Source organism: Streptomyces sp. NPDC015661 (assembly GCF_043077765.1).
Taxonomy (GTDB): domain Bacteria; phylum Actinomycetota; class Actinomycetes; order Streptomycetales; family Streptomycetaceae; genus Streptomyces.
Genome location: NZ_JBIBST010000003.1, coordinates 434,260 through 451,027 on the forward strand (window position 1 = coordinate 434,260; position 16,768 = coordinate 451,027).

Here is a 16,768-nt window from a genome sequence, read left to right on the forward strand (position 1 = left end):
CATGACAGACCGCAAGTCGGAACTCGCCGCGAACCTGGCCCAGGTGGAGGAGCGCATCGCCGCCGCGTGCGCCGCCGCCGGGCGCCCGCGGGAGGAGGTGACCCTGATCGTGGTCACCAAGACCTACCCCGCGAGCGACGTCAGACTCCTGCACGAGCTCGGGGTGCGGCACGTCGCCGAGAACCGGGACCAGGACGCCGCCCCCAAGGCGGCCGCCTGTGCCGACCTCGATCTGACCTGGCACTTCGTCGGCCAGTTGCAGACCAACAAGGTCAGATCCGTGGTGGGTTATGCCGATGTGGTGCAGTCTGTCGACCGCCTGAAGCTCGTTTCCGCCCTCTCCGCGGCCGCGGAGAAGGAGGGCCGCGAGCTCGGCTGTCTGATCCAGGTGGCGCTCGACGCCGAATCCGGCGAGCGGGGCGACCGCGGCGGCGTCGCGCCGGACGGGATCGAGGAGTTGGCCGCCGCCGTGGACGCCGCGCCCGGACTGCGACTCGCCGGACTGATGACCGTCGCCCCGCTCGCCGGGGAGTACGCGGGGCGGCAACGCGCCGCCTTCGACCGGCTGATGGATTTGTCGACTGTCCTGCGCGCGACCCGTCCGGCTGCGAACATGGTGTCAGCAGGGATGAGTGCGGACCTCGAGGAGGCCGTCGCTGCCGGGGCGACACACGTACGCGTCGGTACGGCGGTACTCGGTGTCCGCCCGAAGCTCGGGTAACGTCGCGAAGCAAGTCGGACCACAGCAGAAAATATGGTCATTCCGCAGAACGGCGGGTTGACCCGTGGATCGCCGGCACTTGGTGACAAGGCCGATCCACCACAGAGCGGAGGACTCAGAGAATGGCCGGCGCGATGCGCAAGATGGCGGTCTACCTCGGCCTCGTGGAGGACGATGGGTACGACGGCCGGGGCTTCGACCCCGACGACGACTTCGAACCCGAGCTGGAGCCGGAGCCCGAGCGCGACCGGCGCCACACCCCCCCGCGTCAGGTGGAGCGCGAGGAGCCGGTACGAGTGGTGCAGCCCCCGGCCCCCCGGGAGCCCCTTGCCCATTCTGTCCCGGTACTCGCCGAAAGCGGACGTCCGGCCCGAATTGCCCCCGTGGCATCCATCACACCCGAACGTCCGAGCCTGGAGAAGAACGCACCGGTGATCATGCCCAAGGTCGTGTCCGAGCGGGAGCCGTACCGCATCACCACGCTGCACCCGCGGACCTACAACGAGGCCCGTACCATCGGGGAACACTTCCGTGAGGGCACCCCGGTGATCATGAACCTCACAGAGATGGACGACACGGACGCGAAGCGACTTGTCGACTTTGCCGCCGGACTCGTCTTCGGGCTCCATGGCAGCATTGAGCGCGTGACGCAGAAGGTGTTCCTGTTGTCGCCTGCTAACGTCGATGTCACGGCGGAGGACAAGGCCCGGATCGCAGAGGGCGGATTCTTCAACCAGAGCTGAGAACACGAGAACCGGACGGACCGGTCGCGAAGCGGCCGGACAAGCGAGAGCACGAAAGCCAGGGGAGAGGGAAACGCGGGATGGGCGTCGCACTACAGGTGGTCTACATCGTGCTGATGTGCTTCCTCGTCCTCCTGATCGTCCGGCTTGTCATGGACTACGTCTTCCAGTTCGCCCGTTCATGGCAACCCGGTAAGGCGATGGTGGTCGTCCTTGAGGCCACCTACACTGTCACCGATCCACCGCTCAAGCTTCTGCGGCGACTCATCCCGCCGCTGCGTCTCGGGGGCGTGGCACTCGACCTGTCCTTCTTCGTTCTGATGATCATCGTCTACATCCTGATCTCCATCGTGAGCAGCTTCGCGAGGTGATGGTGGAGGAACAAGTGGACGATACGGTCTTGCCGACTGCCGACGACTACGTAGAGGTGAAGAAGAGATGCCGCTGACCCCCGAGGACGTGCGGAACAAGCAGTTCACGACCGTCCGCCTTCGAGAAGGCTATGACGAGGACGAGGTCGATGCCTTCCTCGACGAGGTCGAAGCCGAACTGACCCGCCTGCTCCGCGAGAACGAGGACCTGCGCGCCAAGCTGGCCGCCGCGACGCGTGCCGCCGCGCAGAACCAGCAGCAGGGCATGCGCAAGCCCCCGGAGCCGCAGGATCGTCCCGTCGGTCCCGGCGCGCCCGTGCCCGCCGCCATATCCGGACCGCCGGCCCAGCAGCAGCAGCCGCAGATGGGTCCGCCGCAGCTTCCGTCCGGTGCCCCCGCGCTTCCCCCCGGCCCCATGCAGGGTGGCCCCATGCAGGGCGGGCCCATGGGCCCCGGCCCGATGCAGGGCGGCCCCATGCAGGGCGGACCGATGGGTCCCGGCCCGATGCAGGGCGGCCCCATGGGTCACCCGCAGCAGCAGATGCAGCCGCAGATGCAGCAGCCGCAGCAGGGCCCCGGTGGCGACAGTGCCGCGCGTGTCCTCTCGCTCGCCCAGCAGACCGCCGACCAGGCGATCGCCGAGGCGCGCTCCGAGGCCAACAAGATCGTCGGCGAGGCGCGCTCCCGCGCCGAGGGCCTGGAGCGGGACGCCCGCGCCAAGGCGGACGCTCTTGAGCGGGACGCGCAGGAGAAGCACCGCGTCGCGATGGGCTCCCTGGAGTCCGCCCGCGCCACGCTGGAGCGCAAGGTCGAGGACCTGCGCGGCTTCGAGCGCGAGTACCGCACGCGTCTGAAGTCCTACCTGGAGTCCCAGCTGCGTCAGCTGGAGACCCAGGCGGACGACTCGCTGGCCCCGCCGCGCACCCCGGCCACGGCCTCGCTGCCGCCGGCCCCGTCGATGGCCTCGGCGGGCGCGAGCGCGCCGTCCTACGGCGGCAACGGCGCGATGGGTGGTGCGCCGTCCATGGGTGGCGCCCCGTCCTACGGCGGCCAGCAGCAGATGTCCCCGGCGATGACCCAGCCGATGGCTCCGGTCCGGCCGCAGGCGCCCCAGCCGATGCAGCAGGCGCCGGCGCCGATGCGGGGCTTCCTGATCGACGAGGACGACAACTGAGGCGGCGGGTGAGCGCGCGCTGAGCGCGTAGCCGTCGGCAGGCTGCAAGGGCCGGTTCCCCGGGGTACACCCCGGAGAACCGGCCCTTCGCCGTACCCACTGGGCGAACCCCGCGCCCCGTGCCCGCCGGGTTAGGCCCGCGCCTCCGCTGGGCGGCTGCCCCCGCCCGTGTGGGCAATCGTCCCGCTGGGGCGGGACGGGTGGGCACACGGGACGGCGCCCCTTAGCGGCGCCTGTGCGTTCCGCGCCTGGACCCGCACCACGTGTGCGCCGTCACCTGGGGTGCGGGTTCAGGCGCGGGAGCCTCTGGCGCCGGCAGGGCGCGGGTCCGTTGTGCCCACCCTCCCCCAAGCTCTCGGCTCCGCTCGAGCAGGGGGGACCCCCATCGCCCCTTGCGGAACGCCTGCCCACAACGGGGCGGGGGCACCGCCCCTTGCGGAACGCATGTCCACAACGGGGTGGGCGGCGTCCGCAAGCGGCAACGGGAAGGGCCCGGCACCAAGGTTTGGTGCCGGGCCCTTCCCGTGGGGTTACGCCTTGCGGAGGCGGAAGGTGAGGGTCAGGCCCTCGTCCTCGAAGGGCGTGCCGTACGAGGCGTCGGCCTCGCCCTCCGCGTAGTCCGTGGACAGGACCTCGTCCGCGATCAGGTCCGCGTGGGCCGTCAGGGCCTCCACCGTCTCCGGGGACGCGGACGTCCAGCGGAGGGCGATGCGGTCCGCGACGTCCAGGCCGCTGTTCTTGCGGGCCTCCTGGATCAGGCGGATCGCGTCACGGGCCAGGCCGGCGCGGCGCAGCTCCGGGGTGATCTCCAGGTCCAGGGCCACCGTCGCGCCCGCGTCGGAGGCGACCGACCAGCCCTCACGGGGGGTCTCCGTGATGATGATCTCCTCCGGGGTGACGGTGATGTCCTCGCCGTTCACCGAGAGCGTCGCCTCGCCGGAGCGGAGGGCCAGCGAGAGGGCCGCCGCGTCGGCCGCGGCCACCGCCTTCGCCACGTCCTGGACGCCCTTGCCGAAGCGCTTGCCCAGGGCGCGGAAGTTCGCCTTGGCCGTCGTGTCGACGAGCGAGCCGCCGACCTCCGACAGGGACGCCAGGGAGCTGACGTTCAGCTCCTCGGTGATCTGGGCCTGGAGCTCCGGCGACAGCGCCGCGAAGCCCGTCGCCGCGACCAGCGCGCGGGACAGCGGCTGGCGGGTCTTCACGCCCGACTCCGCCCGCGTCGCCCGGCCCAGTTCGACCAGGCGGCGGACCAGGAGCATCTGCTCCGAGAGCATCTTGTCGATCAGGGTCGCGTCCGACTCGGGCCAGGTGGCCAGGTGGACCGATTCCGGGGCGTCCGGCGTCACCGGGGCCACCAGGTCCTGCCAGACCCGCTCGGTGATGAACGGGGTCAGCGGGGCCATCAGGCGGGTGACCGTCTCGATGACGTCGTGCAGGGTGCGGAGCGCGGAGGCGTCGCCCTGCCAGAAGCGGCGGCGCGAGCGGCGCACGTACCAGTTGGACAGGTCGTCGACGAAGGCGGAGATCAGCTTGCCGGTGCGCTGGGTGTCGTACGACTCCATCGCCTCGGTCGTCTCGGCGACCAGCGTGTTCAGCTCGCTCAGGAGCCAGCGGTCGAGGACCGTGCGCTCCGTCGGCGCCGGGTCGGACGCGCTCGGCGCCCAGCCGGACGTACGGGCGTACAGGGCCTGGAAGGCCACCGTGTTCCAGTACGTGAGCAGCGTCTTCCGCACGACCTCCTGGATCGTGCCGTGGCCGACTCGCCGGGCCGCCCACGGGGAGCCGCCGGCCGCCATGAACCAGCGGACGGCGTCGGCGCCGTGCTGGTCCATCAGCGGGATGGGCTGGAGGATGTTGCCCAGGTGCTTGGACATCTTCCGGCCGTCCTCGGCGAGGATGTGGCCCAGGCAGACCACGTTCTCGTAGGACGACTTGTCGAAGACCAGGGTGCCCACGGCCATGAGGGTGTAGAACCACCCTCGCGTCTGGTCGATCGCCTCGGAGATGAACTGCGCCGGGTAGCGCGACTCGAAGAGCTCCTTGTTCTGGTACGGGTAGCCGTACTGCGCGAACGGCATCGAGCCCGAGTCGTACCAGGCGTCGATGACCTCCGGCACGCGCGTGGCGGTCTTCGAGCAGCTCGGGCACGGGAAGGTCACCGCGTCGATGAACGGGCGGTGCGGGTCGAGCTCCGACTGGTCGGTGCCCGTCAGCTCCGTGAGCTCCGCGCGCGAGCCCACGCACGTCAGGTGGTCGTCCTCGCAGCGCCAGATCGGCAGCGGGGTGCCCCAGTAGCGGTTCCGGGAGAGGGCCCAGTCGACGTTGTTCGTCAGCCAGTCGCCGAAGCGGCCGTGCTTGACCGAGTCCGGGAACCAGTTGGTCCGCTCGTTCTCCTGGAGCATGCGGTCCTTGACCGCGGTCGTGCGGATGTACCAGGACGGCTGCGCGTAGTAGAGCAGGGCCGTGTGGCAGCGCCAGCAGTGCGGGTAGCTGTGCTCGTACGCGATGTGCTTGAAGAGCAGGCCGCGCGCGTCCAGGTCGGCGGTGAGGGCCTCGTCGGCCTTCTTGAAGAAGACGCCGCCGACCAGCGGCGTGTCCTCCTCGAAGGTGCCGTCGGGGCGGACCGGGTTCACGACCGGCAGGCCGTACGCCTTGCAGACCTTGAGGTCGTCCTCACCGAAGGCGGGGGACTGGTGGACCAGACCCGTACCGTCCTCGGTCGTGACGTACTCGGCGTTGACGACGTAGTGCGCCTCCTCGGGGAAGGCCACCAGCTCGAAGGGGCGCTGGTAGGTCCAGCGCTCCATCTCCGCGCCCGTGAAGGACTCGCCCGTGGTCACCCAGCCCTCGCCGAGCGCCTTCTCCAGGAGGGGCTCGGCGACGACCAGCTTCTCGTCGCCGTCCGTGGCGACCACGTACGTCACCTCGGGGTGCGCGGCGACGGCCGTGTTGGACACCAGGGTCCACGGGGTCGTCGTCCAGACCAGGAGCGCCGCCTTGCCCGCGAGCGGGCCGGACGTGAGCGGGAAGCGCACGTAGACGGAGGGGTCGACGACCGTCTCGTAGCCCTGCGCCAGCTCGTGGTCGGAGAGGCCGGTGCCGCAGCGGGGGCACCAGGGGGCGACGCGGTGGTCCTGGACCAGGAGGTCCTTGTCGAAGATCTGCTTGAGCGACCACCAGACCGACTCGATGTACGAGGGGTCCATGGTCCGGTACGCGTCGTCGAGGTCGACCCAGTAGCCCATGCGGGTCGTGAGCTCGGCGAAGGCGTCGGTGTGCCGGGTCACGGACTCGCGGCACTTCTCGTTGAACTCGGCGATGCCGTACGCCTCGATGTCCTTCTTGCCGGAGAAGCCGAGCTCCTTCTCGACGGCGAGCTCGACCGGCAGGCCGTGGCAGTCCCAGCCGGCCTTGCGGGCCACGTGGTAGCCGCGCATGGTCCGGAAGCGGGGGAACACGTCCTTGAAGACGCGGGCCTCGATGTGGTGGGCGCCGGGCATGCCGTTGGCGGTGGGCGGGCCCTCGTAGAACACCCACTCGGGGCGTCCCTCGGACTGCTCCAGGGTCTTCGCGAAGACCTTGCTCTCGCGCCAGAAATCGAGCACGTCGTGCTCCAGCGCGGGCAGGTCGACCTGGGCGGGCACCTGGCGGTACTGCGACATCGATCTTCCTCCGGCGGACGGTTCTCTTCCGTCGGAGGGACGAGAGCGCTGCTCCCGCGGTACCACCCTCCTTGGCCCCGGACGTGATCGCCCTGAGCCCCCTCATTGGGGTCGCGACGCCGGTTCTAGTCACCGCGCTGTCGTGCGGCTTTCTTCCGACGGCTCCGGGGTGATGCTTCACATCGGGCTCGCCCCCGGGCTCTCACCGTCCCCGGGTCGCTCATGGCTGCTTGCGACGCTACTCGTCCCCATCCAAGCCTTTCGCTGTGGCCAGTGTAAGGGGCCGGAGGGGAGGCGGCAGACCGGTTTTCCCGTGACCCGAATGGCCATACGGGCCGGGCCCGACTTCCTGTGCGGCCATGTGGGGGAGTGGTGGGACGGATAACCGGGCGGGGAGCTGGGCACAACGGAGGCAGGCCCGCCCCGCGGGGAGCGGGGGCGGGTGGGAACGGCGGCGTGCCCCGTTGCCGCGGGCCTTGGGCCGATTTATCGTCCCAGCACGATTCGCGAGCAAGATCACAAAATGTGAAGGGGCCGCGACATGGTGGCGAAGAAGACCGCCGCGAAGAAGACCTCGGTCGCCGGTTCCCCCGGCACGACCGGGGTCGCCGAGGACGTGGCCGCCAAGGACGTGGCCGGCAAGAAGTCGACGGTCGACGGGAAACCGGTCGCGAAGAAGACGCCGGCCAGGAAGACGGTCACGAAGAAGACGGTCGCGAAGAAGTCGGTCGCGAAGAAGACCGCGGCGCGGAGGACCGCCGCCGCGGACACGGCCCCGAAGGACGCCGTCGCGGGAGAGGCCGGTGCGGCGGACCCCGCCGACGAGGCCTCCGCCGACGACGCCCCCGCCCCGAAGACGCCCGCCAAGAAGGCGGTGGCGAAGAAGGCGGCCGCCAGGAAGGCGCCCGCCGCGAAGAAGCAGACAGGAGCCAGGACGGTGGCAGCGAAGAAGACCGCGGGTGGCGTCACGACCGTCGGCGACGAGACGGCGGTGCCCCCGGCGCGGGCCGGTGAGCTCGCGGTGCGTCCCGGCGAGGACCCGTGGACGCCGGAGGAGGTCGCCGAGGCCCGCAGCGGCCTCCAGGCGGAGGTGCTGCGGCTCCGCAGCGAGCTCGTCCACTCCCAGGAGGAGCTGACCGGCCTGATGCGGGACTCCGGCGACGGCGCCGGGGACGACCAGGCCGACACCGGCACCAAGAACATCACGCGCGAGCACGAGCTGGCCCTCGCGGCGAACGCCCGGGAGATGCTGGAGCAGAGCGAGCACGCCCTGGAGCGGCTCGACGCGGGCACGTACGGCCTGTGCGAGGTGTGCGGCAAGCCGATCGGCAAGGCGCGGATGCAGGCCTTCCCGCGGGCCACGCTCTGCGTCGAGGACAAACAGCGACAGGAGCGGCGCGGCTGACGATCTCGGCTGCCGGTCTCGTACGCCTGTGCCGTACCCTCGGTGCACGGTCAGGCATCGAGGTCGAGGGACTCACTCACGTGGCAGAGGCGGAGCGCATCATCGGTACGCCGGATTCAGCAGGGGCCGACGAGACGGCCGCCCCCGACGGCACGGCCGCTCCCGACGGCACGGCCGCTCCCGAGGAGCGGCCCAGGGGCAGGCGCCGGATCGTCGCCCTCTTCGTCGTGGCCGTGCTCGCCTATCTGCTCGACCTCGGCAGCAAGATGCTCGTGGTCGCCAAGCTGGAGGGCCACGAGCCGATCGACCTGATCGGCGACCTGCTGCGGCTCGACGCCATCCGGAACCCGGGCGCCGCCTTCGGCATGGGCGAGGCCTTCACGATCATCTTCACCTGCATCGCCGCCGCCGTGATCGTCGTGATCATCCGGCTGGCGCGGAAGCTCTACAGCCTGCCCTGGGCGATCGCGCTGGGCCTGCTGCTCGGCGGTGCGCTCGGCAACCTCACGGACCGGATCTTCCGCTCGCCGGGCGTCTTCGAGGGCGCGGTCGTGGACTTCATCGCCCCCGCGCACTTCGCCGTCTTCAACCTCGCCGACTCGGCGATCGTCTGCGGCGGCATCCTGATCGTCCTCCTGTCGTTCCGGGGCCTGGACCCCGACGGGACCGTCCACAAGGACTGACAAGGCATACTCGACGGGTGAGCACGAGTCCCGAGATCCGCACGCTGCCCGTTCCCGATGGCCTGGAGGGCGAGCGCGTCGACGCCGCCATCGCCCGTATGTTCGGGTTCTCCCGTACGAAGGCGGCCGAGCTGGCCGCCTCAGGGAAGGTCCAGGTCGACGGCTCCGTCGTCGGCAAGTCCGAGCGGGTCAGCGGTGGCGCGTGGCTCGAGGTCGAGATGCCGGGCGCGGCCGCGCCGGTGCAGATCGTCGCCGAGCCCGTCGAGGGCATGGAGATCGTTCATGACGACGACGACATCGTCGTCATCATGAAGCCGATCGGCGTCGCCGCCCACCCCAGCCCCGGCTGGACCGGCACCACCGTGATCGGCGGCCTCGCCGCCGCCGGGTACCGGATCTCCACCTCCGGCGCCGCCGAGCGCCAGGGCATCGTGCACCGCCTCGACGTCGGCACCTCCGGCCTGATGGTGGTCGCCAAGTCGGAGTACGCGTACACCTCGCTCAAGCGCCAGTTCAAGGAACGCACGGTCGACAAGCGCTACCACGCGCTGGTCCAGGGCCACCCGGACCCGATGAGCGGCACCATCGACGCGCCGATCGGCCGGCACCCGAACCACGACTACAAGTGGGCGGTCACCGCCGACGGCAAGCCCTCCGTCACGCACTACGACCTCATCGAGGCGTACCGGTCGGCCTCGCTGCTCGACATCAAGCTGGAGACGGGCCGCACCCACCAGATCCGGGTGCACATGTCCGCCCACCGCCACCCCTGCGTCGGCGACCTCACCTACGGCGCCGACCCCACCCTGGCGAAGCGCCTCGGCCTGACCCGGCAGTGGCTGCACGCCGTCCGCCTCGGCTTCGAGCACCCGGGCGACGGGTCCTGGGTCGAGTTCGCGAGCACCTACCCCGAGGACCTGCAGAAGGCCCTGGACCGCATCGCTTCGGAGAGCCGGTGACCGCCGCGTACGCCGTCCGCGAGGCGGTGGGCGAGGGCGACCGGGAGGCCTGCTTCGCGGTGCGCCGCGAGGTCTTCGTCGTGGAGCAGGGCGTTCCGCAGGAGCTGGAGTACGACACGTACGACGCGACCGCGGTGCACGTCCTCGCGGTGCGCGCGGACGGGCTGCCGCTGGGCACCGGACGTCTGCTGTACGGGGCGGACGCGGCCGGCAAGACCGGTGGCGACCCCTCGGTGGGCTCGCTCGGCCGGCTCGCGGTCGCGGAGGCCGCGCGCGGTCTGGGTGTCGGCGCGGCGCTCGTGCGGGGCATCGAGGACGCGGCGCGGGAGCGCGGTCTGAGCGCCGTCGACCTGCACGCGCAGACCCACGCCCTCGGCTTCTACGAGCGGCTCGGGTACGCGGCGTACGGCCCGGAGTTCCCGGACGCGGGCATCCCGCACCGGGCGATGAGGCGCGCGCTGTAGCGGGCACGGCGGAGGGCCGGTCCGGAAGGACAGGCCCTGCATGGACACCCGGGGGGCGGTCTGCCCGGCCCGGACCGGGTGATCGTGGTGGTGGCTACTTGAAGGTGTGGCACCCGTGCGGGCGCTCGTCGACGGGTCCGGTGCACTGACCGCTCTGGCCGCCGCCGTTTCCGCCGTTGGTCGGCGGCGACGGGTTCGCCAGTGCTGCCGAGCCGGCGCCGAGCACGCCGGCGACGGCCAGCACCAAGGCGGCCGCGCGGCGCCCGATGTGCTGCCTCAACATGACATCCTCCTGGCGAGTGGTCGGAATGTCCCTTTCATGATAGGGGTTCTGATCTTCGCCCGCCTGGAGAGGACACCGTGGACCAGCTCGCCCTGCTGTTCCTGCTGCTGCTCGGCGCCGTGCTCACCGTTCCCCTGGGGGAGCGGCTGGGGCTGCCCGCGCCCGTCCTGATGACCCTCATCGGGATCCTGCTGGCCTTCCTGCCCTTCGTGCCGAACGTCGACATCCCGCCGGAGTTCATCCTCCCGCTGGTGCTGCCGCCGCTGCTCTACGCCTCCGTGCAGCGGACCTCCTGGCGGCAGTTCGCGGCCAACAGGCGGCCCATCTTCCTGCTCGCGGTCGCCCTGGTCTTCGTCACCACCGCCGCCGTGGGCGCGGTCGCGCACTCGCTCGTGCCGGGCCTTCCACTGGCCGCCGCGCTGGCGCTCGGCGCCCTCGTCGCACCGCCGGACCCGGTCGCAGCGACCGCCGTGGCCGGTTCGCTCGGGCTGCCCCGCCGGCTGGTGTCGATCCTGGAGGGCGAGGGGCTCTTCAACGACGTCACGGCGATCGTGCTCTACCACGTGGCGATCGCCGCGGTCGTCAGCGGCTCCTTCTCCTGGCCCGAGGCGCTCGGCGAGTTCGTGCTGTCCGCGGTCGTCGCCGTGATCGTCGGCCTGGCGCTCGGCTGGCTCTGCAACAAGCTCATCGGCCTCCTCGGTGACGCCACCCTGCAGACCGGCCTCACCCTCCTCGTCCCCTTCGTGAGCTACGTGATCGCCGAGGAGCTGCACGGCTCCGGCGTCCTCGCCGTCCTGGTCACCGCGCTCTTCCTGGCCGAGCACGCGGCCGACGCCGACGACGTCATGGGCCGGCTCGCCGGGCAGACCTTCTGGCAGATCGTCGACACCCTCGTCACCGGCATCGCCTTCGGCCTCATCGGCCTGGAGCTCGTCCATGTCTTCGGAGTCGCCGAGGGGCACGGCTGGCAGATGCTCGGCTGGGGCGCCGCCGTGGTCGGCGTGGTCGTCGGCGTCCGCCTCCTGTGGCTGCTGCCGGCCACCTGGCTGGCGAAGAAGCTGCACACGCTCCGGGACATCGACGAGGAGATCCCGATGAGCTGGCGGGAGACCGTCGTCATGTGGTGGGCGGGGATGCGCGGGGTGGCCTCGGTCGCCCTCGCCCTCGCCATCCCGTTCACCACCGACGAAGGCACGCCCTTCCCCGGCCGTGACGAGATCGTCTTCATCGCCTTCTGCGTGATCATCGCCACCCTCGTCCTCCAGGGCCTCACCCTGCCCTGGCTGGTGAGGCGGCTCGGGGTGCGGGCCGACTCGGACGCCGGGCGCGCCCTGGAGCGGGAGCTCGCGATCCGGGCCGCGAAGGCCGCCAAGCGCAGGCTCAAGGAGATCGAGGAGGTCGAGGAGCTGCCCGAGGAGGTCCAGGAGCGGCTGCTGCGCGGGGCGTACGACATCGGGGCGCGGATCAGCCCCGACATGGTGGACGACGAGCGGAAGGCCGCCTTCATGGAGCGGACGAAGCGGTTCAAGGCCGTGCAGCGGATCCAGCGGGAGCTGATGTCGGCCGCCCGGCACGAGGTCCTCGCGGCGCGCAGCGAACCGGGCGCCGACCCCGAGGTGGTGGACCGGGTGCTGCGCCACCTGGACGTGCGCAGCATGCGGTGACGGCGGGGCCGTCGGCGGCGGGTGGCAGGATGGGACGCATGGACATCATGCTCTTCCACTCGGCCTACGGGCTGACCCCTTCCGTCGAGGCGGCCGCCGAGCGGCTCCGGGCCGCCGGCCACCAGGTCTGGACTCCGGACCTCTACGACGGACGGACGGTCGGGACCGTCGAGGAGGGCGTGGTGCTCCGCGACGAGATCGGCAAGGACGAGCTGCTCAAGCGGGCGGTCCTGGCCGCCGCCCCCTACTCCGAGCGCGGCCTGGTCTACATGGGCCTCTCGCTCGGGGCCTCGATCGCGCAGACCCTGGCGCTCGGCGACGAGAAGGCGCGTGGGCTGCTGCTGCTCCACGGCACCTCGGACATCGCGGAGTCCGCTGAGGTGGACGAGCTGCCGGTGCAGCTGCACGTGGCCGAGCCGGACCCCTTCGAGACGGACGACTGGCTGTCCTCCTGGTACCTCCAGATGCGCAAGGCGGGGGCGGACGTGGAGATCTACCGCTACCGGGGCGCGGGGCACATCTACACGGATCCGGAGCTGCCGGACTACGACGCGGAGGCGGCGGAGCGGACCTGGTCGGTGGCGCTGTCCTTCATCGACAGCCTGTAGGACGACAGCCTGGAGGAGGACGGTCTTCAGGGCGACGGCCTTCCGGACGTACGGAAAAGGGGTGTGGCCCCCGGGAGTTCCCCGGGGGCCACACCCCTTCTTCCGCGGACGGGCCGTCAGGCGCGGTACGCGGTCCAGGCGTCGTTCATCCGGGTCACCTGGCCCGCGGTGAACTGGTACATGCAGGAGTCGTACGTGTAGTCCATGAAGTTGTGGATCGGGTCCACACCGGGCTTCGAGGCGCACGAGTCACGGCCGGTCGGGCACTGGTAGGCAGGGCTCTTCTCGGCCGGGGTGTCGGCGACGTAGTCGCCGTTGCCGTTACAGCCGCCCTGGAAGGTGTGGTACAGGCCCATCCAGTGGCCGACCTCGTGGGTGGCGGTGTCGCCCTCGTCGTAGTTGGTCGCCGAGCCGCCCGGCAGGGAGGTGTCGAGGATGACGACACCGTCCATGTTCGGGCTGGAGTTGTACGAGGACGGGAAGGTCGCCCAGCCGAGCAGGCCGCCGCCGAGGTTGGCGGTGTAGATGTTCAGGGCGTTCGCGCCGCCCTTGCGCAGGGTGGTCTTCATGTCCTTCTCGGCCTGCGAGCCGGAGGACAGGTTGTACCAGGTGGCGTTGTCCGTGTAGTCGGTCGCGGCCAGCGAGAACTGGAAGCCCGAGTTCACGTTGCCGGTGCCCTGGCCCGCGTAGGCGGCGTTGAGGACGGCCATCTGGTTGCTGACGGCCGTGGCGCTGAGCTTGCCCGTCGTGCCGCTGTGGATCACGTGGAAGTAGACGGGGATGGTGGCGCCGGCGGCGAGGGAGGAGGAGCCGACGCGGCCGGAGGTGCGGGCGGCGGCGACCTTCTTCTTCAGGTCGTCGTCCATGGCCTTGGCCTGCGCGGCGGTGATGTCGTTGGGCTCGGCCTTGGTGGCGTCCCCCTTGGCCTTGCGGGCGCCGGACAGCGCGGTGGTGCCGTCCGCGCACTTCTCGGCCGAGGCCAGCGTGGTGGTCGACGGAGTGGCCGCCGGGGCGGACAGCGGGGCCAGGGCCAGGGTTCCGGCCATGACGGCGGTGCCGAGCATACGGCGTGACGTACGCGGCGATATACGGACAAGAGCACGCACGGGTGACTCCTCGCGGGGGGTGGTGGGAGGAACTTCCTCGCCACGCCGGGGAGATTACGCGTCCATGTCACGCATCGTTGAGAAGTGATCAGGCCCAATCATTCATGGGGCAATTCGGGTCATCGGGAAGAAAAACTTGCGCCGCTTCCGGAGTTTGAGACGCCGACGTAACGAGCGGGGTGACGGAGGCGGGTGGTGTGTCCGGATTCGATCTCCGGAACCCACCACCCGCCGTAGTGATGTGATCTCCCGTTAACAGAAGAGATCATGGCTGAAAATCGCCGTTGAGGAGGCGGTTACAGCACCGGCTGGTACACCCGCTCGACACGCTGCGTTCCGCTCAGCGTCCGGTACGAGCGCGCCCAGGCCGTCGTCGCGGCCGGATCCGCCTTGTCGGAGACCGTGTAGTAGTCCATCTGCGAGCGCTCGGCCGTCACATCGAGCACGCCGTAGCCGTGGTAGTCCATGTCCACCCACTTCACATGGCGGTTGGCGGCCTTCACGGCGCCCGCGGCCACCACCGAGAGCGTGCCCGGAGCCACGTGCAGCAGGTCGTCCAGGTTGTCCGAGGTCACCGAGGTGACCACGAACTCGGTCGCCGCCGAGGCCGAGAGCGGATACGTCGCGGCCTTCACCGGCACGTCGTTGGCCCAGGCCATGTGGATGTCGCCGGTCAGGAAGACCGTGTTCCGGATCGCCCGCGCGGTCAGGTGCGCGAGCAGCTCCTTGCGGTCGTCGGTGTAGCCGTCCCACTGGTCGACGTTGACCGCGAGCCCCTCCTTCGGCAGGCCGAGGAGCCCGGCGAGCGGCTCCAGGAGGTACGCCGGCAGGGAGCCGAAGGCGACCGGCGAGATCATCACCGAGGTGCCGACCAGCTGCCAGGTCGCGTCCGAACCGGCGAGCCCGGCCTTCAGCCAGTCCAGCTGCGCCCGCCCCGTGATGCTCCGCTCCGGGTCGTCGACCGTGCCGCTGCCCGTCTTCGCCTGCGCGGAGCGGAAGGAACGAAGGTCGAGCAGATGCAGATCGGCCAGCTTGCCGAAGCGCAGGCGCCGGAAGACCGTGCCCTCCGTGGAGGTGCGGACCGGCATCCACTCGAAGTAGGCCTGCTTCGCGGCGGCCACCCGGGCCGCCCACTCGCCCTCGGTGCCCGGGGTGTGGTTCTCGGCCCCGCCCGACCAGGCGTCGTTGGCGAACTCGTGGTCGTCCCAGATCGCGATCACCGGGTGCGCCGCGTGCAGCGCCTGGAGGTCGGCGTCCGTCTTGTACTTCCCGTGCCGGGTGCGGTAGTCGGCGAGCGAGACGATCTCGTGGCGCGGCTCGTGCTGCCGCACGACGTACTTCGCCTCGGGGTAGGCGCCGGTGGCGTACTCGTAGATGTAGTCACCGAGGTGGAGGATCGCGTCCAGGTCCGAGCGGGTCGCGAGGTGGCGGTAGGCGGAGAAGTGGCCGGACTCCCAGTTGGCGCAGGAGACCACGCCGAAGCGGACACCGGGCGCGGCGGAGTCGGCGGCCGGCGCGGTGCGGGTGCGGGCGGCGGGGGAGACGGTCGCGCCCGCGGTGAAGCGGAACCAGTAGGCGGTGGCCGGGCGCAGGCCCCGGACGTCGGCCTTCACCGTGTGGTCGGAGGCGGCGCTCGCCGTGGTGGTGCCGGAGGCGACGACCCGGGCGAAGGAGCGGTCCTCGGCCAGCTCCCAGCCGACCTGGACGTCGGGGCCGAGGCCGGAGCCGGGCACGGCCTCGGGGGTGGGGGTGACGCGCGTCCAGAGCAGGACGCCGTCGGGCAGCGGGTCGCCGGAGGCGACGCCGTGGAGGAAGGCGGGTGCCCCGGAGTCCGCGAGCGCCGGAGAGGCCGCGCCGAGCAGGGCGGGCGTGGCGACGGCGGTGACGGCGGCGGCCTTGACGACGGCGCGCCGCGTGGGGGCAGGAGATATGAAACGACTGGTCACGGGCAGTCAGATTACTGACGAGTACGCCCCAGGGGCAGGCGAATTCCGGAAGTTCGCCGACTCGTCGCCCGGCGGACGCCCGGGCCGGGTACGCCTCGGCCCCGGACCGGGTCGGTCCGGGGCCATGGCGGTCTTCTCGGGCGGGGCGTCAGGCCTTGAGGGCCGCGTCGATCGCCGTGTTGAACTCGGCCACCGTCATCGGCGGGTTCTCCGTGCCCTGGACCGTGACGGCCTTGCCGTTCATCTTCAGGGTCGGCGTGCCCTGCACCCCGCTCGCGTCGAAGGCCTTCGACATCTTCATCGCCCACGCGTCGAAGGTGCCGTCCTCGACGTTCTTCTTGAACTCGGCGTTGCCCTTGAGGGCCGGGACCGAGTCCGCCACCTCGAGGAGGTAGGAGTCCTTGGCGAACTTGTCGTCCTTCTCCTCCGGGTGGAACTTCGTGGAGTAGAGGGCCGCCTTGTACTTGAGGAAGGCCTCCGGGCTCACGTTCAGCGCGGCGCCGAGCGCCGAGAGGGCGTTCTTCGAGCCCTCGCCCGGGATGCCGTTGTCGATGAAGGTCGCGCCGACGTACTTGATCTTGTACTTGCCGGCCTCGACGTCCTTCTCGACCGTGGAGCCCACGCTCTGCTCGAAGGTCGCGCAGACCGGGCAGCGCGAGTCCTCGTACAGCTCCAGCGTCTTCTTCGCGGAGTCCTTGCCGATGACGACGGTCGTGCCGTTCGTGCCCGTGGTGTTCTTCGGGGCCGTCACGCTCTTCGCGTCGGCCGCCGCCTCCCACTGGGTCGGCTTGTTCGACTGGACGATCGCGAAGCCGATGCCGCCGGCGGCGGCCAGGACGGCGACGGCCGAGACGCCGACGATCAGCTGCCGGCGCGCCCGGTCCTTCTTCGCCTGGCGCTCGCGCTCCTCGCGCAGTCGCTCGCGGGCGGCGGCCTTGTTGGCCTGGTTGTTGCGTGCACTCATGATCGTGTTCTCCGT

15 protein-coding genes are annotated in these 16,768 nt (G+C 70.8%); 10 read left to right on the forward strand and 5 right to left on the reverse strand.

Annotation, left to right across the window (positions count from 1 at the left end; genetic code table 11):
* Position 1: 1 nt before the first annotated feature.
* The 4 genes from ACF07V_RS10435 to ACF07V_RS10450 all read left to right on the forward strand — a co-directional run bounded on the left by ACF07V_RS10435 (position 2) and on the right by ACF07V_RS10450 (position 3,009).
* Positions 2 to 721, forward strand: coding sequence for a YggS family pyridoxal phosphate-dependent enzyme (locus ACF07V_RS10435; RefSeq protein ID WP_392152991.1), 720 nt, complete (start codon positions 2 to 4; stop codon positions 719 to 721).
* Between the two features lie 122 nt (positions 722 to 843).
* Positions 844 to 1,464: a cell division protein SepF gene (locus ACF07V_RS10440; protein WP_352019006.1), complete on the forward strand. Its 621-nt coding sequence runs from the start codon at positions 844 to 846 to the stop codon at positions 1,462 to 1,464.
* Between the two features lie 80 nt (positions 1,465 to 1,544).
* Positions 1,545 to 1,835, forward strand: a complete 291-nt coding sequence (locus ACF07V_RS10445) for a YggT family protein (protein WP_017238790.1) — start codon at positions 1,545 to 1,547, stop codon at positions 1,833 to 1,835.
* A gap of 67 nt (positions 1,836 to 1,902) precedes the next feature.
* Entirely contained in the window at positions 1,903 to 3,009 is a 1,107-nt protein-coding gene (locus tag ACF07V_RS10450) for a DivIVA domain-containing protein (protein WP_369143745.1), read from the forward strand.
* 530 nt (positions 3,010 to 3,539) lie between these two features.
* Here the strand turns inward: ACF07V_RS10450 and ileS are convergent.
* Positions 3,540 to 6,671, reverse strand: a complete 3,132-nt coding sequence (ileS, locus tag ACF07V_RS10455; protein WP_392152994.1) for an isoleucine--tRNA ligase — start codon at positions 6,669 to 6,671, stop codon at positions 3,540 to 3,542.
* A 541-nt stretch (positions 6,672 to 7,212) separates the two neighbouring features.
* Between ileS and ACF07V_RS10460 the strand changes: the two genes are divergently transcribed.
* From ACF07V_RS10460 to ACF07V_RS10475, 4 genes are all read left to right on the forward strand, one after another.
* On the forward strand, positions 7,213 to 8,076 hold the full coding sequence (locus tag ACF07V_RS10460; RefSeq protein WP_392152996.1) for a TraR/DksA C4-type zinc finger protein: 864 nt from the start codon (positions 7,213 to 7,215) through the stop codon (positions 8,074 to 8,076).
* An 80-nt stretch (positions 8,077 to 8,156) separates the two neighbouring features.
* Complete coding sequence (gene lspA / locus ACF07V_RS10465; RefSeq protein ID WP_392152998.1) at positions 8,157 to 8,759, forward strand: signal peptidase II; 603 nt, start codon at positions 8,157 to 8,159, stop codon at positions 8,757 to 8,759.
* Between the two features lie 17 nt (positions 8,760 to 8,776).
* Positions 8,777 to 9,718 (forward strand): RluA family pseudouridine synthase, encoded by a 942-nt coding sequence (locus ACF07V_RS10470; protein ID WP_392152999.1) that lies wholly within the window; start codon positions 8,777 to 8,779, stop codon positions 9,716 to 9,718.
* Positions 9,715 to 10,182 (forward strand): GNAT family N-acetyltransferase, encoded by a 468-nt coding sequence (locus ACF07V_RS10475; RefSeq protein WP_392153001.1) that lies wholly within the window; start codon positions 9,715 to 9,717, stop codon positions 10,180 to 10,182. Before ACF07V_RS10470 ends, ACF07V_RS10475 begins: the two co-directional genes overlap by 4 nt.
* Positions 10,183 to 10,276: 94 nt before the next feature.
* On the opposite strand, the gene ACF07V_RS10480 is transcribed toward ACF07V_RS10475, so the two are convergent.
* A complete protein-coding gene (locus ACF07V_RS10480; RefSeq protein WP_392153002.1) occupies positions 10,277 to 10,465 on the reverse strand; it encodes a hypothetical protein in 189 nt (62 codons plus the stop codon).
* Positions 10,466 to 10,542: 77 nt separating this feature from the next.
* On the opposite strand from ACF07V_RS10480, the gene ACF07V_RS10485 reads away from it, so the two are divergent.
* Entirely contained in the window at positions 10,543 to 12,129 is a 1,587-nt protein-coding gene (locus ACF07V_RS10485) for a Na+/H+ antiporter (RefSeq protein ID WP_392153004.1), read from the forward strand.
* 38 nt (positions 12,130 to 12,167) lie between these two features.
* Positions 12,168 to 12,737, forward strand: coding sequence for a dienelactone hydrolase family protein (locus tag ACF07V_RS10490; protein ID WP_392153006.1), 570 nt, complete (start codon positions 12,168 to 12,170; stop codon positions 12,735 to 12,737).
* 116 nt (positions 12,738 to 12,853) lie between these two features.
* Here ACF07V_RS10490 and ACF07V_RS10495 read toward each other — a convergent pair whose 3' ends face one another.
* The 3 genes from ACF07V_RS10495 to ACF07V_RS10505 form a co-directional block, all read right to left on the reverse strand.
* On the reverse strand, positions 12,854 to 13,801 hold the full coding sequence (locus ACF07V_RS10495) for a zinc metalloprotease (protein ID WP_392153008.1): 948 nt from the start codon (positions 13,799 to 13,801) through the stop codon (positions 12,854 to 12,856).
* A gap of 338 nt (positions 13,802 to 14,139) precedes the next feature.
* Positions 14,140 to 15,789, reverse strand: a complete 1,650-nt coding sequence (locus ACF07V_RS10500) for an alkaline phosphatase D family protein (protein ID WP_392153010.1) — start codon at positions 15,787 to 15,789, stop codon at positions 14,140 to 14,142.
* A 148-nt stretch (positions 15,790 to 15,937) separates the two neighbouring features.
* Positions 15,938 to 16,753, reverse strand: coding sequence for a DsbA family protein (locus ACF07V_RS10505; RefSeq protein ID WP_392153012.1), 816 nt, complete (start codon positions 16,751 to 16,753; stop codon positions 15,938 to 15,940).
* Positions 16,754 to 16,768 lie beyond the last annotated feature (15 nt).